Genomic DNA, 22,796 nt, shown 5'->3' with positions numbered 1-22,796 from the left:
AGAGGTGAGCATCCATGGCTAAAATACGTACAGGTCGGGTTGGCGAGCAGATCAAGAAGGAGCTAAGCCAACTCATACAGACCGAATTAAAAGACCCCCGTATCGGTTTTATTACGGTGACGGGTGTCGATGTCACAAACGATTTGTCCCAAGCGAAAGTATACTTGAGCGTACTTGGGGATGAAGAACAAAAAACTTCTTCCCTGAAAGCATTGGACAAAGCGAACGGTTATCTTCGTTCTGAACTTGGCAAACGGATACGGCTCCGCCATATTCCTGAGCTGATTTTCAAAATTGACGAATCTATTGCTTACGGCAGTCGAATTGAAAAGCTCCTGAGTGATATCGACAAGGATGAAAAATAAGAATTCCTGTTGATCCGAAGAAACCATGAACTGAATGTAAAGGAGACGGCAATGCATACCTATGAACAGGCGCTTCAACAAGCGAAGGAATTTATTCTGGAGCATGATGATTACCTGATCGTATCGCATGTACAGCCGGACGGAGACGCAGTCAGCTCCACCGTAACGGTGGGCTGGCTTCTCTCATGTCTGGGGAAGAAATTTACCATGCTGAACGAGGGAGCTATTCCCAAACGCATGGATTTTTTATGGCATGCCGATGAGATTATGGATATGAGCCAGCAACCGCCAGAACGGAAATACAACCGGATTATTTGCGTGGATTGTGCAGACTACCGTCGTGTTGGTCTGACAGAACAGTTTTTTGCGGAAGATGCCGTTATCCTGAATATTGATCATCATCCAACGAATGATGCGTATGGTACGGTGAATATAATTAAGCCGGAAGCAGCGGCAACAGCGGAGATTCTTTTTGATTTACTGGAAATGTTTGCAGTGAAGTGGGACGTTGAAGTAGCGACTTCTGTGTATACAGGACTGCTTACGGATACAGGAGGCTTCCGGTATTCCAACACTTCGCCAAAGGTGATGTCTATTGTGTCTCAGTTGCTCACTTACGGTGTAGACGGCCCATCTTTGTCTGAAAATTTGCTGGAAGAAATGACATTTCCGCAAATGAAGGTGCTGACCAAAGCATTGCAGACGCTTACGATGTCGGAGGATGGTAAAGTCGCCTGGGTGGTTGTTACACCTGAGGATATGAAGGAATGTGGAGCTGTTAACGAAGACTTGGAAGGGATTGTTAACTATCCAAGAAATATTCGTGGCGTTGAAGTAGGCATTTTCTTTAAAGTGATCAATGAACAAGCGGTTAAAGCCAGCATGAGATCAGCAGGTCGTGTTAACGTAGCTGCGTTAGCCCAGTCGTTTGGGGGCGGAGGACATGTTCGCGCTGCGGGCTGCCGGCTGGAAGGCAAACTGGAGGATATTATTCAGACCGTTGTGGGGCGGGTGAAGGACGAGCTATGAACCCGATGAAGAAGGAACAGGCAAGTTGGGAAGGCATTCTCCCCGTCTATAAGCCCGCTGGATTTACCTCTCATGATGTGGTGGCAAAGGCTCGCCGTCTACTGGGGATGAAGCGAATCGGACATACTGGAACGCTTGATCCGCAGGTAACCGGTGTGCTGCCCTTGTGTCTGGGGCGGGCTACCCGAGTCGTAGAATACATGCAGGAGCGGCCCAAGGAGTATCAGGCTACGCTGAGATTAGGCATTGCGACCGATACTGAAGATCTTACGGGGACGGTTACTGAAGAAAGTGAACACCCGGTAGAGGTGACGGAAGCGGAAGCCCAAGCGACGCTGGAGCGTTTTGTTGGTACGATCTCTCAGGTGCCACCAATGTATTCTGCGCTCAAAGTGAATGGCAAACGTCTATATGAACTGGCCAGGGAAGGAAAAACCGTGGAGCGCAAAAGCCGCGAAGTAGACATTTACGAGCTGGAGATGACAGGATTCGAGGAGACAGGATCGTATGTGGATATTTCCTTCCGTGCCCTATGCTCCAAAGGGACATATATCCGTACACTATGTGTTGATATTGGCCGTGCGTTGGGATATCCTTCGACGATGGTCAAGCTGGAGCGAACCATGTCTGCGGGAATATCCGCGGAACGTTGCCTGACGTTCGAAGAGATAGAGCGCTGCGTAGCGGATGGCAGTTTGGGTGAACGGCTCATTGCAACCGATCAGGCGATTGACTATATGCCTGAGCATACGGTGGCTGAAGCAAAGGCAGCTGCAGCTTTGCAAGGTCAACGTTTGTCGCTGAATATGATTTCACCACCTGTGACCGACAGCCAGCCCTTTCGTTTGTATAAAGAGGATAACACGTTTTTAGGCATATATGGACAAGATGAATCAGGGGCGATCGCTCCAATTAAAGTTTTTTTAAGATTATAGAATTTATAAATTTTCAGCGGAGCTAAACAATTTTATAATCGCAAGAAAAACTTCCGCTAGGCGCGGTCTGGCTTCTGTGAAAGTACGTCGATAGACGTTTTTCTTACCTTGAATTGTGCTATAATTTTGACGAAGTTAGTCAAATGATGTGAAATGCAGGTGAATGAATATGATTACCGTTTCATTATCTTATCCATTGAGTGATGAGCTTTTACAGCAATGGGGGCGTCCACAGGTCACGGCGATTGGTCAGTTCGACGGTCTTCATCTGGGACACGCAAGCGTCATACACCAAGCCGTTTCGCTGGCTCGGGAACAGAAAGTGCCGGGTTCTGTCATGACATTTCATCCTCACCCGAAGGAAGTCATGAAAAAAGGTGACTATGAAGGTTATTTAACACCGCTTGCGGACAAGCAGACTATTTTGGCCGACATGGGTGTGGATGTTCTTTATATTATGAGCTTTAACGAAGATTTTTCCAAGGTCAGCCCTGAAGCGTTCATGACAGATGTACTGCTTCCATTGCAAATCCAAACGGCAGTAGTAGGCTTTGATTTTCGGTTTGGCTACCGAGGTGCCGGGCATGAGGATACGCTTCGCAAGCTTGGTGGAGAGCAGATGGCTGTTCACACCGTACCCCCGTTTGAACTGGATGGGAAAAAGGTGAGCAGTTCTGGTATCCGCCGTGCTTTGCAGACCGGGGATCTGACCGAAGCGTCTGGCTGGTTGGGACGTCCTTACCGTATACGGGGGACTGTAATGGATGGAGAGAAGCGGGGGCGCACGATCGGATTTCCGACCGCTAATCTCAAACTGGATGATACCTACGTAATTCCGGTCAAGGGTGTATATGCTGTACGGGCGCTCGTAGGCAATCGTTGGATAAGCGGTGTCATGAATGTAGGAGTTAAGCCTACCTTTCATGAAGGCGTGCTGAATCCGTCGTTTGAGGTGCATCTGTTTGATTTTAATCAGCAGATTTATGGGGAGTCCGTGGTGGTTGAGCTTCATCATTACATCCGTCCTGAACGTAAATTCTCTTCCGTAGACGAGCTGATCAGCCAAATTGGCAATGACGCACAGACGGCTAAAAAGCTGTTGGGCTAAATTATTTACATAAGACAGGCGCTGTGTTATACTGACTTATGTTGTGTAAACAACGATGAACCTTAGCTTGGTTGTCCGCTTTCACCGGCGGCTACGAGGCTAGTGGCGATTATAATGAAGGAGGTGAACAGGATGGCATTGACTCAAGAGCGTAAACAGCAATTGATCGAGGAGTACAAAACTCATGAATCCGATACAGGATCACCTGAGGTACAAATCGCTATCCTTACTGAAAACATCGTCAACTTGCAAAGTCACTTTCGTTCGCACAAGAAAGACCATCACTCCCGCCGCGGGTTGTTGAAAATGGTCGGTCAGCGTCGTAAACTTTTGGCTTACCTGAAGAAGACTGATGTTAAACGTTACAGTGCGTTGATCGAGCGTCTCGGACTGCGTCGTTAATTTTCAGACATGTAATGAGAAAAGAAGCCTGGTTGTTCACCGCTTGTCCCTGCTAAGGCGACGGCGGACAGCAGCCGGGTTCTTTTTTGAAATGAGAATCTTTTTTGAAATGCAGAATCTTTTTTAAAATTACATATCTTATTTGAATGTGAATTTCTTATGAATAAGACCTGCGCAGGAAATACTGGATATGTATAGAACTTTTACAATGAAATGAAATGGAGGGATACCATGGAGCAACGTGTAGAAATGCAGCTCGGCGGAAGAAAGCTGGTGCTGGAAACAGGACGTCTTGCGAAACAGGCCAATGCGGCAGTTAAAGTAAGCTACGGAGAAACAGTTGTGCTTTGTACGGTGACTGCTTCCCGTGAACCGAAAGATCTGGATTTTTTTCCGCTGACCGTAAACTATGAGGAAAGATTGTATGCTGTTGGGAAAATTCCAGGTGGATTTATTAAACGTGAAGGACGCCCAAGTCAAAAAGCGATTTTGTCCAGTCGTTTGACAGACCGTCCGATTCGTCCATTGTTCCCGGAAGGCTTCCGGAATGATGTACAGGTGTTGAATCTGGTGATGAGTGTCGATCAGGATTGCGAACCGGAAATTGCAGCGATGATCGGAACCTCGGCGGCACTTAGCATTTCGGATGTGCCTTTTAAGGGGCCGATTGGTGGAGTTGCTGTAGGCCGTGTAAACGGACAATTCGTGATTAACCCGGATATTGCACAGCAGAAAACCAGCGATTTGTACCTGGTTGTAGCCGGAACGAAAGATGCCATCATGATGGTAGAAGCGGAAGGCGACGAAATTCCAGAGGAAGTCATGCTGGAAGCGATTATGTTCGGCCATGACGAGATTAAGAACATTGTGGCAGTCATTGAACAATTGGTTCAAGTGGCAGGTAAAGAGAAAATGCAGGTTAAGCTGCATGCTGTTGATGACAAAGTGAACAGTGAAGTACGTGCTTTTGCAGCTGAGCGTTTGGTGGAAGCTGTTAAAATTGCAGAAAAGCATGCCCGTCAAGATGCGATTGATGCAGTCAACGAAGAGACAGTTGCCCACTTTGAAGCACAATACATAGAGACGCCTGAGCTTTTGAAAGACGTGAGCGAAGTTCTCTATGATATCGTGAAAGAGGAAGTTCGTCGTCTGATTACGCATGATAAAGTGCGTCCTGACGGTCGTAAGCTTGATGAAATTCGTCCGATCGAAAGCGACACGAGCATTTTGCCGCGTACGCATGGCTCGGGCTTGTTTACACGCGGTCAAACACAAGCGCTTAGCGTTTGTACACTTGGCGCATTGGGTGACGTACAAATTCTGGATGGTATTGATCTGGAAGAAACGAAGCGCTTCATGCATCATTACAATTTCCCTCCATTCAGCGTAGGTGAGGCTCGTCCTTTGCGTGCGCCGGGTCGACGTGAAATTGGACATGGTGCTCTTGGTGAGCGTGCGCTTTCCAAAGTAATTCCTTCCGAAACTGAATTTCCATATACCATCCGTCTGGTTTCCGAGGTGCTGGAATCGAACGGTTCAACCTCCCAAGCTAGTATTTGCGCAAGCACACTGGCTATGATGGATGCAGGTGTACCGATCAAGGCTCCGGTTGCAGGTGTAGCTATGGGATTGATCAAGGACGGAGATCATGTTTCCGTGCTGACGGATATCCAAGGCATGGAAGATCATCTGGGCGATATGGACTTTAAAGTGGCTGGTACAGCAGAAGGTGTAACTGCCATTCAAATGGATATTAAAATTGACGGAATTGACCGTGAAATTTTGCAGGATGCGCTCAAGCAAGCTAGAGAAGGACGTTTGTTCATTCTTGGCAAGATGATGGAAGCTATCCAAAAGCCACGCGAGCAGTTGTCTCCGTACGCTCCAAAAATTATGACGATGCATATTAATCCAGACAAAATCCGTGATGTTATTGGTGCAGGTGGTAAAATCATTAACAAAATCATCGAAGAAACCGGCGTGAAAATTGATATCGAGCAGGATGGTCGTGTTTTCATCGCTTCCACAAACCAGGAGATGAATGAAAAGGCACGCTCCATTATTGAAGGTATCGTTAAGGAAGTTGTGATCGGTGAAATTTACATCGGTACAGTGAAGCGGATTGAAAAATTCGGTGCATTCGTCGAGATTTTACCGGGCAAGGACGGTCTGGTTCATATTTCTCAACTGTCTACTGAGCGTGTAGCCAAAGTTGAGGATGTGGTTGCTATTGGAGATACGATTACGGTGAAAGTAACTGAAATCGATCAGCAAGGTCGTGTCAATTTGTCCCGTAAGGCGGTTCTGACGGCTGAAGCTCCTGCAAAGTCCTAGGTGCTGGTATTGCGGACCACAGTAACAGGAAGCCTATCCGTTTTACGGAACACGGGATTTGAATAGCATGATTTAAGCTTTTGGAAAGAGGCAGAGCTACGTTTCTGGCTCTTTTTTCATACATACGCGCAAGGCTGTGCCGAAGTGGGCTTCTAGAAGCTTACTACGTCATAGTTCTTGTCCTCCCCGCATACAATGTGGACAAACGGGCGGGAGGATGAAGGGATCATGAGAAGGGCAAAGAGAGCAGTGTGGATTGTAGCCAGTTTGGCCATCACGCTGATTATCGGGCAGTTTAGCGGGGTTCGTGATTACATTGGTCAATTACGTGACGGACAAGGCACAAAAGTTAACGATCCTGAGGCTGTAGCAACAATGGGAGTTGCAGCTTTACCTGATAATGCGCTTATGCAGCGACTACATGCTGAAGCAGCCCGTCAGCGACGGGAACCGGTTGATGCCAAGATCGACAGAGTATGGAAGGCTATTCCGGGCTATAACGGACTGGAGGTCGATCTGGATGCCACCTATCGCAAAGCGATTAAAGCTCCAGACCGCCCAATCCAGTATGTGTATCGGCAATTGGCACCCAAAGTACATTTGAACCAGCTGGGTAATGTGCCGATCTACAGGGGGAATCCTGAGAAGCCGATGGTCTCCTTCATGATCAATGTGGCATGGGGAAACGAGTATATCGTACCGATATTGAATACGCTGGACCAGGAAAAGGTTAAGGCTACTTTTTTTCTGGATGGAAGCTGGTTGAAAAAAAATCCTGAACTCGCCAAGGAGATTCAAAAAAGAGGACATGAGCTTTCCAATCATGCCTACTCTCATCCCGATATGAGCCGTCTGAGTCGGGAAAGGGCCACACAAGAAATACAGAAGACGGAAGTGCTTCTTCAAGAAACCTTGGGTGTGAAAAACAGCTGGTTTGCCCCGCCGTCAGGTGATTTTAATCAGCAAACCGTTGAGCTGGCCGCAGAACTCGGACTCAAAACCGTGCTGTGGACATTGGACACCGTAGACTGGAGGCATCCGTCGCCAGAATCGGTGGTTAACAAAATCAGCAGTCAGGTTGAATCAGGCTCCCTGATATTAATGCACCCTACGGATTCCTCAGCGGCGGCTCTCAAAGGCATGATTCATGCCATTCGGAGTAAGGGGCTCGTGCTCGGAACTGTCAGTCAGACGCTTTCCCCTGATCGACAGCTACCTGCTCCGGTTGAGTGAACGTCCTTTTTCTGTTAGGATTGAATATTATGGCTAAGTATGCAATTCAGTTTAGGAGGGCCAATCGTGGAAAGAATTCAACTCAAAAACGGCCTAAGAGTGGTCATTGAAAAAATTCCAACCGTACGTTCAGTTTCTTTTGGCATCTGGGTTAAAACCGGTTCCCGGAATGAAACACCGAACAATAGCGGTATTTCTCATTTTATTGAACACATGCTTTTCAAAGGAACAGAGCGCTTTAACGCTAAGGAAATTGCTGAGCAATTCGACGCTATCGGAGGAAATGTGAATGCGTTCACTTCGAAAGAATATACCTGCTATTATGCAAAAGTGCTGGATGAGCATCTGCCAATCGCGGTCGATGTATTGTCTGATATGTTCTTTCATTCCAAATTGGATCGTGATGAACTAGCAAGAGAGAAAAATGTGATTCTTGAGGAAATCTCCATGTACGAGGACACACCGGATGATATGGTGCATGATCTTGTATCTCGGGCAGCTTATGGTGAACATCCACTGGCCTATCCAATTCTCGGAACCGAAGGGCATCTGCTTGCTATGGATAGCTCACAACTCAGCCACTACATGAAGGAGCATTATACCATTGATAATACAGTTATCAGTGTGGCTGGCAATGTGGACGATCGAATTATCGAATTGCTGGAGCAACATTTTGGACATTTTGATAATCATGGAACCGCTTCGTTGCTGACGGTGCCTGCGTTTAACGGTGAGCTGCTGTATCATGAGAAAGCGACGGAGCAAAATCACATTTGCTTGTCCCTGCCCGGATTTGCAACTGGCGACGAACTGCAGTATGCTATGGTCTTGCTGAATAATGCGATCGGCGGCGGCATGAGCTCACGTTTGTTTCAAGAAATTCGGGAAAAGCGCGGGCTGGCTTATTCGGTTTATTCCTATCATAGCTCTCATGCAGATAGCGGCTTGTTCACGATTTATGCAGGGACGGCCCCTAAGCAAACGAAGGACGTGCTGGATTTGACGCTGGAGTTGCTGCAGGATATGGCTATCAACGGATTGGACGCTAATGAACTTCATAAAGGCAAGGAGCAGTTAAAAGGAAGCTTGATTTTAAGCCTTGAAGGTACAGGCAGCCGGATGAACCGTCTTGGAAAAAATGAGTTGATGCTGGGTCGGCATTATACGCTGGATCAAATGATCGAACATATTGAGCAAGTGACGGCTGATGATGTGAACAAGGTGCTGGACCGGATGTTCTCGGAGCCGTTTGCTCTGTCGATGGTCGGAGCAAGTGATTCAGCGGTTAAGGATATGAGGAGGGACTATTTTGTTAACTTACGTGGAAATTAACAGACTTGAGGACAATGAAGATATTGAGTTGCCTCGTAAAATGTCAGAGCTTGCATCCGGGTTTGACCTGTATGCAGCGGTACAGGAAGAGCTGGTGCTGGAGCCGGGCAAACGTTGCCTCGTTCCAACCGGATTTGCAATAGCGATGCCAGCGGGACTGGAGGCACAAATTCGTCCGCGTAGTGGACTGGCTCTCAAGCATGGTATTACCTGTCTCAACACACCAGGGACGATTGATGCAGATTACCGTGGGGAGATAAAGGTACTGCTTATTAATTTGGGTGAGGAATCATTCACAATTACACGTAATGAGCGAATTGCGCAAATGGTATTTCAGGCTGTGCCTGAGGTAGAATTGAAACAAGTAGACCAGTTGTCTGAAACAGTGCGTGGTGCTGGGGGCTTTGGCCATACAGGACGCTGAATATATGTTTATCTATAAATTTCCTTATTCATTTTTCATGGCTCGGCAGCACAACATGTAAACGAATTGATGCGTTTCGCTCTATATATCACCGAGTTGAAATCGCTCTTGGCATGTATTCAAATGGCCCGCTTATGAATATAAATACACATAAAAGCTGTCCCATAAAGGGGCGGCTTTTTGTTTTTTCACCCCTTTCCGGGCGCATGCATAGAATAAAAGCATAAAAGCATATCGTGTCTCGGAAAGGAGTGATCCGGATGCTAACAGGAATACGCATCCTTGTTTTGGGGGGCGATGCGAGGCAGCTCGAAGTCATCCGCAAATGTGTGGACATGGATGCTACCGTCAGCGTGGTTGGCTTTGATAAGCTTGAAGCACCACTCAAAGGAGTATCACTAGAGCCATTGTCTGTCGAGTTGCTGGAATCGTCAGACGCGCTGATTCTGCCGGTTGTGGGATGCGATGAGGAAGGGAACGTGACTGCACTTTTTGGAGCGCAAAAGCTCCAATTTTTGAATGAGCATGCTGCTGCTCTTCCACCGCATTGCGTTGTGTACACAGGGATGGCTAGGAAATACTTAAAAGATATTTGTAACAGGCACGATTTGAAGCTAGTAGAGCTGCTGGATAGAGACGATGTAGCCATATACAACTCCATACCTACGGCCGAAGGCGCATTGATGATGGCCATTCAGCATACAGATTTTACGATTCATGGTGCCGATTGTATGGTGCTGGGCATGGGACGGACTGGATTTACCATGGCAAGGGCACTGCAGGGTTTGGGAGCCAAGGTGAAGGTTGGAGTACGGCGGGCAGAGGAAGCGGCGAGAGCGGTGGAAATGGGGTGGAGCCCTTTTATGACAAGGGATCTAGCGAGTGAGACACAGGGAGTTGACTTGATTTTTAATACGATACCCTCTATGATAATCACAGCGCAAATCCTGTCTAAATTGCCACTGAGCACCGTGATTATTGATCTTGCCTCGATTCCGGGCGGATGTGACTTCCGTTATGCGGAAAAACGTGGAATCACAGCTGTGCTTGCCCCCGGCCTTCCCGGTATTGTTGCTCCCAAAACTGCTGGTGCCATTATAGCGAATACACTGGTGCAGTTGTTAATGGAAGATAATCCTGAGCGGGGGGATGCACAATGAGTTGGCAAGGGAAAACAGTAGGTTATGCCATTACAGGCTCACATTGCACATTTGAAGAGGTAATGCCTGTTATACAGCGCTTAGTTGATGAGGGTGCTAAGGTCATTCCCATTATATCCAATACGGTACTAACAACGGATACTCGCTTTGGTAGTTCGCAAAGTTGGCAAAAACAGTTGAAAGATATAACAGGGAATGATATCATTTCTACAATTGTGGAGGCTGAACCACTGGGGCCCTCCCAAATACTCGATGTGCTGGTGATTGCGCCTTTAACGGGGAATTCGATGAGCAAGTTGGCGAACGCGATGACAGACAGTCCGGTTTTAATGGCTGCCAAGGCGCACTTACGCAATGGTCGTCCACTTCTTTTGGCCATATCTACGAATGATGGACTGGGTCTGAATGCCGCCAATATCGCCAAGTTACTAGTAGCTAAAAACATCTTTTTTGTGCCGTTCGGACAGGACAATCCACTTAAAAAGCCAAACTCGCTTGTGGCTAATATGGAGCTGATTCCGGAGGCAGCTTACGAAGCAATGCAGGGCAAACAGCTTCAGCCGATGATTGTGGAACGCAAGACCCTATGAAGTACTATAGTTAACTGCTGAGCATCCCTCGCCTAGAAGATGATTCGATTATGCATCGGGTCTAATTTCTTGTTGGCGGTGGATGCTTTCAGAATAAAAAATGGTTTTTTTAGTCGAGAAGGGGAGATAAGCCAGATGAGCAATAGAAAGTTTAATGTAGCTGTCGTTGGAGCGACAGGGGCTGTAGGAGAACAAATCGTAAATCTGCTGGAAAAAAGAGATTTTCCTGTGGACAAAGTTAAATTTCTTTCGTCGCCTCGTTCTGCCGGCACGTTAATTAGCTTTAAAGGTCAGCAAATTCCAGTAGAGATCGCTACCCCCGACAGCTTTGAAGGAATCGACATTGCCTTGTTTAGTGCAGGCGGAGACGTAAGTAAGGAACTGGCACCACATGCTGTTCGTCATGGGGCAGTTTGCATTGACAACACGAACGCATTCCGAATGGAACCGACAGCTCCTCTTGTAGTTCCTGAGGTGAACAGTGACAAAATTGCTGAACATCAGGGGATCATCGCCAACCCGAACTGCTCCACCATCCAGATGGTAGCTGCTTTGAAACCATTATATGATAAGTATGGCATTTCCCGTATTATTGTATCCACATATCAGGCAGTATCCGGCGCCGGAAGCCGTGCCATTGATGAGCTGAATCGTCAAAGTGCAGCGATTCTTAGCGGTGATGAAGTTCAGCCTGACCTGCTGCCGGTGGGTTCGTTGCCGGTGAAGCATCAGATTGCTTTCAATGCTATCCCGCAAATCGATAAATTCCAGGACAACGGTTATACACTGGAAGAAATGAAAATGGTACGTGAAACGAAAAAAATACTGGGTGACGAATCCGTAGACGTAACGGCAACATGTGTACGAATTCCTGTCGTATACGGTCACTCGGAATCTGTCTATGTAGAGCTTAAAGAAGATTATGATTTAGAGGAAATCCGCAATCTGCTTGCTTCAGCACCAGGGGTAACGCTGGTGGACGATCCTGCTGCCCAGCTCTATCCGCTGGCATCCGAAGCCGCAGGGAAACCGGATGTATTCGTAGGACGTGTACGCCGTGATTTGGGCAATAGCCGTGGATTAAATTTGTGGGTCGTATCCGACAATCTGCTCAAGGGAGCGGCATGGAACGCGGTGCAAATCGCGGAAATTATTGCTGCAAATGCGGAGTAACGTTCCCAAAGCAGGGAGTAAGATGGGGGAAGAATGATGGGTATTTTAGTGCAAAAATTTGGGGGAACTTCGCTGTCCACACCTGAAGCGCGTCAACTGGTGCTAGGACATGTGAAGCGAGAGCTGGAGCAAAATGTTCAACTGGTTGTTGTTGTGTCAGCCATGGGGAGGAAAGGAGAGCCTTATGCGACGGACACGCTGCTCGATTGGGCGGCGTCTAACGGCGACAGTCTTCCGAAGCGTGAACGGGATTTACTGCTGTGCTGTGGTGAAATCATTTCTGCCGCTACATTATGCAGCCTAATGGAGAAGGAAGGTATTCCTGCTACGGTGCTAACTGGCGCACAGGCAGGCTTTATTACGGATGATCAATACGGCAATGCTCGTATTTTGGATATAAAGCCGGATCGTATTGTGGAAGAGCTAAACCAGGGCCGGGTCGTTATTGTGACAGGTTTTCAGGGACAGACGGCAACCGGTGATATGACTACGCTGGGCCGGGGCGGCAGTGATACTTCAGCCACTGCGTTGGGTGCTGCTCTACATGCGGACATGGTTGATATTTATACGGATGTGAACGGCATATTGACCGCAGATCCGCGCATTGTAGAAAATGCCAAGCCGCTTTCACATGTTAGCTATACGGAAATTTGTAATATGGCTCATCAGGGAGCAAAGGTTATCCATCCACGTGCTGTTGAAATCGCTATGCAGGCGAATATTCCGGTTCGTGTTCGCTCCACCTTCTCTGAAGGAGAAGGTACGCTGGTTACACACCCAGAAGGCTTTAAGGACGTTGAGGCAGACATCGTAGACCGCTTCGTGACCGGTATTGCGTATGTCGGCAACGTCACTCAAATTACCGTAGAATTAAAGCCGGGTTTGGAACATTTGCAGCTGCAAGTATTCAAATTTATGGCTGAGCACGGAATCAGCGTTGATTTTATTAATGTCACTCCATCCGGGGCAGTTTATACTGTGTCCGATCATGATGGAAGCAAAGCGGTTGAAGTGTTGAACAGTTTGGGCCTAGAGCCTAAGATTCTGGCCGGGTGTGCTAAAGTTTCAGTCATAGGAGGCGGTATCAACGGGGTACCGGGTATTATGGCGACGATTGTAGAGGCATTGGCAGAATCAGACGTACAGATTCTTCAATCGGCAGATTCCAACACGACCATCTGGGTACTTGTAAAAAAAGATGATATGGTGCAGGCTGTACGCGCATTGCATAATAAATTCGAACTCCATCAGTAGGCGCATGCCCATGCTTGGACATGCAAAAAAAGGAGGCAGCATGGTGAACTTCGGCAGACTGATTACCGCAATGGTGACACCTTTTGATCAGCAAGGAGAGATTGACTGGGCTGCATTGTCCTCGTTGATTGATTATTTAATAGAAGAACAACATTCAGAGTCACTTGTCGTATCAGGGACAACAGGCGAGTCCCCTACTCTGAGTGATGAGGAAAAAATCAATCTGTTTTCATTTGTTGTAGAAAAAGCAGCCGGACGATGTAAAATCATTGCCGGAACCGGAAGCAATAATACACGTCATTCCATTCACTTGACCCGTGCTGCGGAGCAGGCAGGAGCAGACGGTGTGCTACTGGTAGTGCCTTATTATAACAAACCGAATCAGGAAGGGATGTATCAGCATTTTGAGAGCATTGCGAATTCCACTTCCCTTCCAGTTATCTTGTATAATGTTCCAAGTCGTACTGCAGCGAGTCTGACAGCTGAAACGACGCTGCGTCTGGCACAAATCCCTAACATTGTGGGCACCAAGGAATGTGCATCACTCGCAGAGGTTACACAGATTGCAGCGGCAGCTCCAGAGGGCTTTGTGGTTTATTCGGGGGATGACGCATCCGGATTGCCTGCTATGGCTGTAGGCGCATATGGTATTATCAGCGTAGCCAGCCATGTGGTTGGCGCAGAAATGAAGCAGATGATCGATGCACTTGTTGAAGGACGAGCGCAGGAGGCAGCCAAGTTGCATCAGCAACTGTTCCCGGTGTTCAAGGGCTTATTCGGCTGTCCTCATCCTCTGCCTAATCCGGTCGCTGTAAAATACGCATTGGAATTGCGGAATGTTAAGGTCGGTTCGGTTCGGTTGCCGCTTATTCCTCCAACCGAGGAGGAAGCGGAGTTTATCAAGAAGTTATTTACTCGGTAATTAAAGATCTAGCGGTGAGAGTTTATGGCCTGACAAGATACTTCGGCATGCAGGGCGTTCTTATGAAACGCCCTTTTTGTCGTGCTTTTAACCATTCATCTGGATAAATGGACCGGACTAATGGTTTTAGGCGGCAATGGGAAACCTAGCGTAACGGACTGGATGACTTGTTTTTTCGTATTTTAATCATGTATAATGGGGTCAAGTGACTGGGTGCGGTATTTTTTTGAAAATTAAATAAACAAATCAAGGTACGACGTCCAACTACCATAGGAGGTTTAGATTCATTTGTCTAAAAAAACAAACAACGATAAATTGATGATTTTCGCTTTGGGCGGCGTCGGTGAAATCGGGAAAAATATGTATGTCGTTCAATACGGCAATGACATTGTCGTGGTGGACTCCGGCTTGAAATTCCCGGAAGAGGACATGCTCGGCATTGATATCGTTATTCCTGATATTTCCTACCTTACAGAGAACCGCGACAAGGTAAGAGGCATTGTGCTGACTCATGGTCACGAGGACCATATCGGTGGTTTGCCTTACGTGCTGAAACATTTGAACGTACCTGTATATGGTACCAAATTGACGCTGGGATTGGTGGAGAACAAGCTGAAGGAAGCGAATCTGCTTGGCGAAACCAAACGGATTTTAATCAATGCTGATTCCGAAATCAAGCTGGGTTCCTCGCTGAAGGTAACATTCTTCAAAACAAACCATAGTATTCCGGATTCTGTAGGTGTTTGCATTGATACCCCTGAAGGTGCTGTTGTTCATACTGGCGACTTCAAGTTTGATCATACTCCGGTTAACGGACATTATGCGGATTTACAGCGTATGGCTGAAATCGGCGCACGTGGCGTACTGGCTCTTTTGTCAGACAGCACCAATGCGGAAAAACCGGGCTTTACGCCTTCAGAAAAGAGCGTTGGCATCGTGCTGGAAGATATTTTCCGTAAGTCGAGACAGCGTGTGGTTGTAGCAACTTTTGCTTCCAACGTACACCGCATTCAGCAGGTTATCAATGCTGCGGAAGCGACAGGGCGTAAAGTAACGGTTATCGGTCGCAGCATGGTGAATGTCGTAGGAATCGCTTCTGATCTGGGCTATTTGGAAATTCCAGACGGAATGCTGATCGAGCCTGAAGAAGTTGGCAAAATGTCAGCAGATCGCGTAGTTATTCTCTGCACAGGCAGTCAGGGTGAGCCCATGTCCGCTTTGACAAGAATGGCTCGTTCCACACACCGTAAAGTGGATATTCTTCCGGGAGATTCGGTCATTATCGCAGCTACTCCGGTACCTGGTAATGAAAAATATGTGGGTCGCACGATTGACGAATTGTTCCGTTTAGGTGCCAATGTATATTACAGCGCAGCTAATCCGGGGATCCACGTTTCTGGACACGGAAGCCAGGAAGAACTCAAGCTGATGCTGAACCTGATGAAACCCAAATTCTTCTTGCCAATTCACGGTGAGTTTAGAATGCAACGTCGTCATGCTCTGCTTGCTGAAGGAGTAGGTGTAGAGCCTGAGAACATCTTCATCACAGACATCGGTGAAGTCATTGAAATTCAGAACGGCGGAGCGCGCAGAGCTGGTAAAGTTACAGCAGGCAACGTGCTAATCGACGGACTGGGTGTAGGGGATGTAGGGAATATCGTATTGCGTGACCGCAAGTTGCTGTCACAGGACGGTATTCTGGTGGTTGTTGTAACGCTGAGCAAGCAAGACGGCACGATCAAATCGGGACCGGATATCATTTCCCGTGGTTTCGTATATGTCCGCGAATCGGAAGGCTTGCTGGATGAGGCCAATCGTATTGTCTCAAGTACATTGCATAAGCTCATGAGTGAAAATGTAAATGAATGGGCTTCCCTCAAGACAAATGTCAAGGATGCGCTGGGTCGCTTCTTGTACGAGCAAACTCGTCGCAGACCGATGATCCTGCCAATTATAATGGAAGTGTGAGTCAATTGAAATTTGTTGGAAAACCTGAATTAAAAACTTAAGTCACAGGCACACAGTCGCCTCTCTCCCGCAGGAAATATTGGACGGTTTCCGCGGGTGGAGAGGCTTTTTTGACTTTTTCTGCTGAGGAAAGGCATGGGGGCGGGTATAAAATATTCCATTCCCATCCCATACTATAGGGTGAATACGGGTCACATAGATGCGTAAAGCGAAAGGAAGATCACCCATATGGAACAATACAGCAACCTATCATCTGGCAACGAGGAAACAGAAGCGCCGGATCAACCCGAAGTTGGACAAAGACCCGCTTTACCTGCTATGGAGGCCATACAGCAGTTGGGGCAAACCTCCATGCCCGGAAGCGAATCCAATATTTTCTGCATGACGATTATCGGACAAATTGAAGGACATCTCATTTTACCGCCTCAAAACAAAACGACCAAGTATGAGCACATCATTCCCCAACTGGTAGCGGCAGAGCAAAACCCACGGATCGAAGGATTAATGATATTGCTGAATACTGTTGGTGGTGATGTAGAAGCTGGGCTGGCTATTGCTGAAATGATCGCTTCGATGAGTAAGCCAACAGTGACTATCGTCATTGGCGGAGGGCATAGCATTGGTGTCCCTATTGCTGTATCATCCACTTATTCCTATATTGCCGAGAGTGCGACAATGACCATTCACCCCATTCGTATGAGCGGCCTGGTCATCGGAGTCCCGCAAACGTTTGAATATATGGAGAAAATGCAGGAACGCGTCGTGCGTTTTGTTGTTTCCCATTCCCGGATCACTGAAGAAAAGTTCAAGGAACTGATGTTCAAAACGGGTGAATTAAACCGCGATATTGGTACAGCAGTGGGTGGAGCCGATGCAGTAAAATATGGGTTGATGGATGCGGTTGGCGGCATCGGAGAGGCACTGAAACAGTTGAACACCATCATTGAAACACGCCGTCAGCAAAGCGGGATGGCAGGGAATCAGCAGCAGACTCCGTTTGCTCCTTTTTCACCCAATGCTACTGACAGCCCCACAGGGACAACTTCAGGTGAGCATAGCGGGGAGCTGCCCCAATGACCTTATATACGGTAATGCCAATGGAAATGGTGTGGGAAGGTATGTGGAAGGAGCCAGAGGGGTTTGCAGAGGTTCGGGTGGACGGTTTGCTTATGCAGGTGCAGCCGCTCGAAAGTCGTCGGGGAATCATTGTACGATTGTTGGACTGCCCGCTGGAAGCCTACCTGAATCCGCGCTATGAGCCAGGGCAAGTCATCGAGTGGTCGTAGAAGGTGTCGAATAACACGAAAATAGGTCATTTATTGCTGAAAAAGAACATATGTGCGGATACCCGGTGACGTGGTATAATATTCTTCTGGGGGGTGACCTTGTATGTCCAGAAGAAGAAAAAAGAAAAAGAAGGCTGTGTTTGGCGGAGTTCTAAAATTTGAAATTTACGGCATTGTGCTGATTACATTGGCGGTCATTGCGCTATCGGGTGAGGCGGCGGTTGGCCGGTCGCTATCCAAGATGTTCGGGCTTGTACTGGGAAAATTCTATTTTGCAATCCCTCTGATTGGTATTTATTACGGTCTGATGGTGATGATTCACCGTAAATGGCCGAACCAGTGGAACTCACGTAAAACGGGATTGCTGTTACTGGTATTCGCCTTTACACTTATGAGTTCTATTTCATCGATGGAGCAGCGTTTGGGGCCGATTAACGCGCTTCAACCGGGCGGAGTGATGAGCCAAATACATATAGATATGCGTGAGCAGTTGCTGTCGCCTGACAAGGTAGGCCATACCTCCATGTTGAACAAGGATATTAGCGGCGGGTACGTCGGCGCATTGCAGCTTACCGTTCTGTTGTGGCTGTTCGGGATTACAGGAGCCAAGCTGATTATGATTGTCATGTTTATTATTTGCTTCATGCTGTTAACCCAGCTGTCTTATGTGGATTTGGTACGGATTGTACGGACCAAGCTACTGACAGCAGGGGGAAGCGTGCGAAAAAAGTGGATTGGTAAAGCGACTCCACTTTCCGCATCTGACAGAGGCAATAGAAAAGTCAAGTCCGAGCCCATTCCTGCTTATGAGGAGGATATGGATGATGACTTTGAAGAAATGCAGCCTCCGGCACGCAAGCAGCCGATCTTCTTTCAGTTGTTTGGTCTCAAAAAATCTGATAAAGCGGACAAGGAAGAGCATTCCGCCCCTATGGATGAGGAAGATCATGAGCTTCCATATGGTGCTGAGGCCGCACAACCCCAGTGGAGAAACGTAAACCAGGGGGAAGAGTTGTCTGATGTGGTCGAGCACGCTGGGGAAGAAGCTTCAACTCCGGTGAAAAGGTCGCCGATTATTCGGGATTTCTTTGAACAGGTGAAGCATGAGGAAAGAAGATCAGAAGCTGAGGAGTCTGTGGCAGAGGCAGAGCAGTCGGATTCTGTCTATGATGAGCCGCTGGATGATAACTTCACGGATGCTGCGGTAAACACAGATATGGATAATGCATCGGCGGCTCATAGCACAACAGAAGGTATTGAAGGACAAGCTCAGACGACTGCAACCGGATTAACAGGTGTCGGGACTGAAGGTGCCGATGCAGCCATGCCTGCTCCACCGCCGCCTAGACCGTATAAGCTTCCGTCGTTTCGTTTGCTTGCCAAACCGCAAAACGCGGGCAAGGGTATGGGGCAAAAGGATTACATGCAAACGGCACGCAAGCTGGAGGCAACGCTGGAAAGCTTTGGTGTGCGGGCAAAGGTGCTGGAGGTTGTCCGTGGACCTGCCGTAACGCGTTATGAAATTCAGCCGGACATTGGTGTGAAGGTCAGCCGTATTGTAAGCTTGACGGATGACATTGCGCTTGCGCTTGCTGCAAAAGATATCCGTATGGAGGCTCCGATTCCTGGCAAATCTGCTATCGGAATTGAGGTTCCAAATAATGAAGTTTCTATCGTAACGATGCGAGAGGTCATGGAGACGACCGTTTTCCAGGAGTCTGCTTCCAATTTATCTATTGCATTTGGACGTGATATTGCAGGTCAGACGATTGTTGGTAATTTAGCCAAGATGCCCCATTTGCTTGTAGCCGGAGCAACGGGTTCAGGTAAATCGGTGTGTATTAATGGGATTATTACAAGCATTTTGTATAAAGCGAAGCCAGATCAGGTCAAATTCCTAATGGTCGATCCTAAAATGGTGGAGTTGAATGTGTACAACGGAATTCCGCATTTGTTGGCTCCAGTCGTGACCGATCCGAAGCGTGCCTCGCTTGCTTTGAAAAAAATCGTAGTTGAAATGGAAAAACGCTACGAGTTATTTTCCAAATCAGGAACACGCAATGTTGAAGGCTATAACAATCTGATGAAAGACAATCCGGCTGCATTTCTGCCTTACATTGTCGTTATTGTCGACGAGCTGGCGGATCTGATGATGGTAGCTGCCGGAGATGTGGAGGATGCGATTGCCCGGCTTGCCCAAATGGCGCGTGCTGCAGGCATTCATCTGATCATTGCTACGCAGAGACCTTCGGTTGACGTTATCACCGGAGTTATTAAAGCCAACATTCCTTCACGTATTGCCTTCGGTGTTTCTTCGCAGGTGGATTCCCGTACCATACTGGACATGGGGGGAGCTGAGAAGCTGCTTGGACGTGGTGATATGCTGTTCATGCCGATGGGTGCCTCCAAGCCGGTTCGCGTTCAGGGGGCGTTCATGAGTGATCAGGAAGTGGAGAATATTGTTAACTACGTGCGTGAGCAGGGTGAAGCACAGTATGATGAAACGCTGGTGCCTGAGGTGGAAGAGGTATCGGCTGATGCGGATGAAATGCTGGATGAGCTGTATGATCAGGCCGTTACCATCATTTTGGAAGCCAAGCAGGCCTCCGTATCTCTCCTTCAGCGCCGGATGAGGATCGGTTATACACGTGCTGCCCGACTGATTGACTCCATGGAGGCTCGCGGCGTGATTGGCCCTTACGAGGGCAGCAAGCCTCGGGAGGTACTTATCTCAATAGAGCAATATCAGCAAAATAAAGTTAGCTCCTGATCATTAACTTTTATCCAGAACTACATGAAATCGCTGTTTGTACGCTTGGATGGTTGCTTCAATATGGCAACTTCATCCGTACAGACAGCGTTTTTTTTTGCTGTTTTTTCAGGTGCTGCGGCTGTCTGCTGAAAGAAGATTAAAAGGGTGAATAGCTTCGAGCGGAGCTTGTCATAATAAACGTAGCCATCCTGTTAATCCCACAAAAGAAAGGTAGATCACAGCATATGAAAAAGACAATGGTCTGGATTTGCACGGGTATTCTCGTAGCCTCGGCTATTACGTACACAGGGCTTTTAAAAAATGAATCTGCACAGCATCAAGCAGAGCCGCTGAGCACACAACAGAAAGTACAAGCTGCACAGCCTTCCCAGCCGACATTTAGCTCAGAAGCGATTAATTTTGGTTCTTACGGTCAGGATGTATATGAGTTGCAATCACGATTGAAGCTACTGGGCTTTTTCGGCGCTCAAGTGGACAGCCAATTTGGTAGCAGTACATTAAAGGCTGTCAAGGGGTTTCAAAAGGAGTTTGGCATGACTCCGGATGGAGTGGTCGGAGCAAAAACTAAGTTGAAGCTTGTCAACGCTACTCCTCACTGGAAGCCGACGGAAACTCCTTTGCACCGTAACAACCAAGGCTCTGCAAAGGGACAGACGACGGCCAATAACGATCAAAATGATGAAACGATGGGATCGGCCAACACGATGGGACTATCTGAAAATGATCTTAAAATTATGGCCAATGCGGTCTATGGTGAATCCCGTGGCGAGCCGTTTGAAGGTCAAGTGGCCGTGGCGGCTGTTATTTTGAATCGGGTCAAATCCCCCAGTTTTCCAAACACACCGTCTGGGGTAATTTTTCAACCCGGAGCCTTTACAGCTGTAGCTGATGGTCAAATCTGGCTCACGCCAAATGAAACTGCACAAAAAGCAGTACGCCAGGCATTGAACGGCTGGGACCCAAGCGGAGGTTGTCTCTATTATTTTAATCCGAAAACAGCCACCTCCAAATGGATTTGGAGCCGTCCGCAGGTGAAGACGATTGGTGAGCATATTTTCTGCATGTAAACCGCCGAAGCAGCCGGAAACTTGTCTCCGGTTGCTTCTTGGCTTTTGCATGGTTAGAATAAAGATTGGCACACTTTACCTCTTTACAGGAGAATGATTCACAACGGTCTATGCTAACAAAAGGCTGGACGAAATTGACGCCACAAAGGAGTTTTGGACTTGAACAAAACAGGTTTCGAGCGTGGCACGCGCAGGCAATTAAGGATTCATGTGCTGCCGACCAAACGCTTTAAGACGTTTGCCATATCATTGTATGTAGGTACTCCGCTACGAGAGGAAACCGTAACCCGAGTGGGACTGACACCATTCGTACTGCGGCGGGGTACAGAATCATATCCGCAGACTACACAATTCAGAGAACAATTGGAGCAATTGTATGGGGCGGGCTTTGGATTCGATGTTTATAAGCGCGGAGATTATCAGATCGTGCAATTTCGCATGGATACGATCAATGACAGCTTTGTAAACAGCTCGGACAGCTTGTTGGATCGTTCGTTTGCTTTTCTCGGAGAAGTGTTGACAAAACCAGCCCTGGAAAATGGTGCTTTTCGAACTGGATATGTTCAGCAGGAACGAGAAAATGTACGAAAGAAGCTGGAATCTATAGTTAACGATAAAATGCGTTATGCCGCAGAGCGCTGCATGGAGGAAATGTGTAAAGATGAGCCTTATCGTCTGCACCCCCTCGGCCAACGCTCTGATTTGGAAAACATAGATGCACAGGGATTATATCAGGCTTATGGACAATGGCTAAATCAGGCCAGCATGGATTTATACGTTGTGGGGGATACAACGCTGGATGAAGTCGAGAAGTATGTTGATCGTTATTTTCAGTTAAACCGTTCAGCGGAAACGGGATATGTTCCCGAGCAGCTCAAGTCGGTGGAGCGCGATGTTCAAACGGTAGTAGAGCGGCTTGATGTGAATCAGGGTAAGCTGAATATGGGCCTGCGTACTCCTATTACGTATGGCGATGATCGTTATGCTTCTGCGCTGATGTATAATGGAATTTTGGGCGGATATCCGCATTCAAAGCTGTTCGTCAATGTGCGTGAGAAGGAAAGCTTGGCCTATTACGCCTCATCGCGGTATGACGGTCATAAGGGCATTGGCACGATTCAATCCGGTATTGAAATTCCCAATTACGAAAAAGCGGTCACTATTATTCGCAAGCAATTGGAAGATACGCAAAATGGAGCGATTACCGAACTGGAAATGACCCAAACGCAGGCAATGATTCGCAACTTGCTAAAGGAAATGCAGGATTCCGCTTTTGAAATGATTGCCTACGATTTTAACAGACAGCTTTCCGGCAAAGAGCGGACGGTAGATGAGCTGCTGAGCCAGGTGGAGGCTGTCAAGGTGCAGGATGTTCAGGATGCCGCCCGGACGTTCCGACTGGACACTATTTATTTCTTGAGAGACCAGAAGGGGGAATAGC

The 22,796-nt window shown here is 47.7% G+C and carries 20 protein-coding genes; all 20 read left to right on the top strand.

The genetic code is table 11. The features are described 5' to 3' along the window. The first annotated feature begins 14 nt into the window (after positions 1 to 14). Complete coding sequence (gene rbfA, locus BAZ21_RS01270) at positions 15 to 365, top strand: 30S ribosome-binding factor RbfA (protein ID WP_068496334.1); 351 nt, start codon at positions 15 to 17, stop codon at positions 363 to 365. Between the two features lie 51 nt (positions 366 to 416). Next, positions 417 to 1,394 carry a DHH family phosphoesterase gene (locus BAZ21_RS01265; RefSeq protein WP_068496332.1) on the top strand — a complete coding sequence of 326 codons (978 nt, stop codon included), beginning with the start codon at positions 417 to 419 and terminating at the stop codon, positions 1,392 to 1,394. Further along, the gene (gene truB / locus BAZ21_RS01260) at positions 1,391 to 2,329 is read left to right on the top strand and encodes a tRNA pseudouridine(55) synthase TruB (RefSeq protein WP_068496330.1); all 939 of its coding nucleotides are present in this window, start codon (positions 1,391 to 1,393) and stop codon (positions 2,327 to 2,329) included. The genes BAZ21_RS01265 and truB overlap by 4 nt, the downstream gene beginning before the upstream one ends. A 169-nt stretch (positions 2,330 to 2,498) precedes the next feature. Continuing rightward, a complete protein-coding gene (locus tag BAZ21_RS01255; RefSeq protein ID WP_068496328.1) occupies positions 2,499 to 3,437 on the top strand; it encodes a bifunctional riboflavin kinase/FAD synthetase in 939 nt (312 codons plus the stop codon). A 132-nt stretch (positions 3,438 to 3,569) separates the two neighbouring features. Further along, positions 3,570 to 3,839, top strand: a complete 270-nt coding sequence (rpsO, locus tag BAZ21_RS01250) for a 30S ribosomal protein S15 (protein ID WP_007430074.1) — start codon at positions 3,570 to 3,572, stop codon at positions 3,837 to 3,839. Between the two features lie 231 nt (positions 3,840 to 4,070). Further along, positions 4,071 to 6,173, top strand: coding sequence for a polyribonucleotide nucleotidyltransferase (gene pnp, locus BAZ21_RS01245; RefSeq protein WP_068496326.1), 2,103 nt, complete (start codon positions 4,071 to 4,073; stop codon positions 6,171 to 6,173). A gap of 228 nt (positions 6,174 to 6,401) precedes the next feature. Beyond that, positions 6,402 to 7,406 (top strand): polysaccharide deacetylase family protein, encoded by a 1,005-nt coding sequence (locus tag BAZ21_RS01240; RefSeq protein ID WP_176718084.1) that lies wholly within the window; start codon positions 6,402 to 6,404, stop codon positions 7,404 to 7,406. Between the two features lie 66 nt (positions 7,407 to 7,472). Continuing rightward, on the top strand, positions 7,473 to 8,738 hold the full coding sequence (locus tag BAZ21_RS01235) for a M16 family metallopeptidase (RefSeq protein ID WP_068496324.1): 1,266 nt from the start codon (positions 7,473 to 7,475) through the stop codon (positions 8,736 to 8,738). Next, positions 8,716 to 9,162, top strand: a complete 447-nt coding sequence (gene dut, locus BAZ21_RS01230) for a dUTP diphosphatase (RefSeq protein ID WP_068496322.1) — start codon at positions 8,716 to 8,718, stop codon at positions 9,160 to 9,162. Before BAZ21_RS01235 ends, dut begins: the two co-directional genes overlap by 23 nt. Before the next feature lie 260 nt (positions 9,163 to 9,422). Further along, a complete protein-coding gene (gene dpsA / locus BAZ21_RS01225) occupies positions 9,423 to 10,322 on the top strand; it encodes a dipicolinate synthase subunit DpsA (protein WP_068496320.1) in 900 nt (299 codons plus the stop codon). Then, complete coding sequence (locus tag BAZ21_RS01220; RefSeq protein WP_068496319.1) at positions 10,319 to 10,912, top strand: dipicolinate synthase subunit B; 594 nt, start codon at positions 10,319 to 10,321, stop codon at positions 10,910 to 10,912. The genes dpsA and BAZ21_RS01220 overlap by 4 nt, the downstream gene beginning before the upstream one ends. Before the next feature lie 135 nt (positions 10,913 to 11,047). Further along, on the top strand, positions 11,048 to 12,085 hold the full coding sequence (locus tag BAZ21_RS01215) for an aspartate-semialdehyde dehydrogenase (protein ID WP_068496317.1): 1,038 nt from the start codon (positions 11,048 to 11,050) through the stop codon (positions 12,083 to 12,085). A 36-nt stretch (positions 12,086 to 12,121) separates the two neighbouring features. Continuing rightward, positions 12,122 to 13,339, top strand: a complete 1,218-nt coding sequence (dapG, locus tag BAZ21_RS01210) for an aspartate kinase (protein WP_068496315.1) — start codon at positions 12,122 to 12,124, stop codon at positions 13,337 to 13,339. Positions 13,340 to 13,379: 40 nt separating this feature from the next. Further along, positions 13,380 to 14,261 carry a 4-hydroxy-tetrahydrodipicolinate synthase gene (gene dapA, locus BAZ21_RS01205; protein WP_068496314.1) on the top strand — a complete coding sequence of 294 codons (882 nt, stop codon included), beginning with the start codon at positions 13,380 to 13,382 and terminating at the stop codon, positions 14,259 to 14,261. Positions 14,262 to 14,549: 288 nt separating this feature from the next. Then, positions 14,550 to 16,229 carry a ribonuclease J gene (locus tag BAZ21_RS01200; protein WP_068496312.1) on the top strand — a complete coding sequence of 560 codons (1,680 nt, stop codon included), beginning with the start codon at positions 14,550 to 14,552 and terminating at the stop codon, positions 16,227 to 16,229. Positions 16,230 to 16,457: 228 nt separating this feature from the next. Further along, complete coding sequence (locus tag BAZ21_RS01195; RefSeq protein ID WP_068496310.1) at positions 16,458 to 17,306, top strand: ClpP family protease; 849 nt, start codon at positions 16,458 to 16,460, stop codon at positions 17,304 to 17,306. After that, on the top strand, positions 17,303 to 17,515 hold the full coding sequence (locus BAZ21_RS01190; RefSeq protein ID WP_068496308.1) for a YlzJ-like family protein: 213 nt from the start codon (positions 17,303 to 17,305) through the stop codon (positions 17,513 to 17,515). Before BAZ21_RS01195 ends, BAZ21_RS01190 begins: the two co-directional genes overlap by 4 nt. 103 nt (positions 17,516 to 17,618) lie before the next feature. Further along, the gene (locus tag BAZ21_RS01185; protein ID WP_068496306.1) at positions 17,619 to 20,285 is read left to right on the top strand and encodes an FtsK/SpoIIIE family DNA translocase; all 2,667 of its coding nucleotides are present in this window, start codon (positions 17,619 to 17,621) and stop codon (positions 20,283 to 20,285) included. 227 nt (positions 20,286 to 20,512) lie between these two features. Next, positions 20,513 to 21,355 carry a spore cortex-lytic enzyme gene (gene sleB, locus BAZ21_RS01180; protein ID WP_068496304.1) on the top strand — a complete coding sequence of 281 codons (843 nt, stop codon included), beginning with the start codon at positions 20,513 to 20,515 and terminating at the stop codon, positions 21,353 to 21,355. Between the two features lie 159 nt (positions 21,356 to 21,514). Next, complete coding sequence (yfmF, locus tag BAZ21_RS01175) at positions 21,515 to 22,795, top strand: EF-P 5-aminopentanol modification-associated protein YfmF (protein ID WP_068496302.1); 1,281 nt, start codon at positions 21,515 to 21,517, stop codon at positions 22,793 to 22,795. Position 22,796: the final 1 nt, after the last annotated feature.

The sequence above is a fragment of the Paenibacillus kribbensis genome, assembly GCF_001705305.1.
In the GTDB taxonomy this organism is placed as follows: domain Bacteria; phylum Bacillota; class Bacilli; order Paenibacillales; family Paenibacillaceae; genus Paenibacillus; species Paenibacillus kribbensis_B.
This window is presented reverse-complemented; position numbering and strand designations above follow the sequence as displayed.

What these genes read in the sequence shown, in the direction of transcription:
- rpsO (WP_007430074.1), top strand. Translation starts at nt 3,570, where the DNA reads ATGGCATTGACTCAAGAGCGTAAACAGCAATTGATCGAGGAGTACAAA.
- BAZ21_RS01255 (WP_068496328.1), top strand. Translation starts at nt 2,499, where the DNA reads ATGATTACCGTTTCATTATCTTATCCATTGAGTGATGAGCTTTTACAG.
- sleB (WP_068496304.1), top strand. Translation starts at nt 20,513, where the DNA reads ATGAAAAAGACAATGGTCTGGATTTGCACGGGTATTCTCGTAGCCTCG.
- pnp (WP_068496326.1), top strand. Translation starts at nt 4,071, where the DNA reads ATGGAGCAACGTGTAGAAATGCAGCTCGGCGGAAGAAAGCTGGTGCTG.
- BAZ21_RS01190 (WP_068496308.1), top strand. Translation starts at nt 17,303, where the DNA reads ATGACCTTATATACGGTAATGCCAATGGAAATGGTGTGGGAAGGTATG.
- dapG (WP_068496315.1), top strand. Translation starts at nt 12,122, where the DNA reads ATGGGTATTTTAGTGCAAAAATTTGGGGGAACTTCGCTGTCCACACCT.
- dpsA (WP_068496320.1), top strand. Translation starts at nt 9,423, where the DNA reads ATGCTAACAGGAATACGCATCCTTGTTTTGGGGGGCGATGCGAGGCAG.
- BAZ21_RS01265 (WP_068496332.1), top strand. Translation starts at nt 417, where the DNA reads ATGCATACCTATGAACAGGCGCTTCAACAAGCGAAGGAATTTATTCTG.
- BAZ21_RS01240 (WP_176718084.1), top strand. Translation starts at nt 6,402, where the DNA reads ATGAGAAGGGCAAAGAGAGCAGTGTGGATTGTAGCCAGTTTGGCCATC.
- BAZ21_RS01185 (WP_068496306.1), top strand. Translation starts at nt 17,619, where the DNA reads ATGTCCAGAAGAAGAAAAAAGAAAAAGAAGGCTGTGTTTGGCGGAGTT.
- BAZ21_RS01220 (WP_068496319.1), top strand. Translation starts at nt 10,319, where the DNA reads ATGAGTTGGCAAGGGAAAACAGTAGGTTATGCCATTACAGGCTCACAT.
- BAZ21_RS01215 (WP_068496317.1), top strand. Translation starts at nt 11,048, where the DNA reads ATGAGCAATAGAAAGTTTAATGTAGCTGTCGTTGGAGCGACAGGGGCT.
- truB (WP_068496330.1), top strand. Translation starts at nt 1,391, where the DNA reads ATGAACCCGATGAAGAAGGAACAGGCAAGTTGGGAAGGCATTCTCCCC.
- BAZ21_RS01195 (WP_068496310.1), top strand. Translation starts at nt 16,458, where the DNA reads ATGGAACAATACAGCAACCTATCATCTGGCAACGAGGAAACAGAAGCG.
- dapA (WP_068496314.1), top strand. Translation starts at nt 13,380, where the DNA reads ATGGTGAACTTCGGCAGACTGATTACCGCAATGGTGACACCTTTTGAT.
- rbfA (WP_068496334.1), top strand. Translation starts at nt 15, where the DNA reads ATGGCTAAAATACGTACAGGTCGGGTTGGCGAGCAGATCAAGAAGGAG.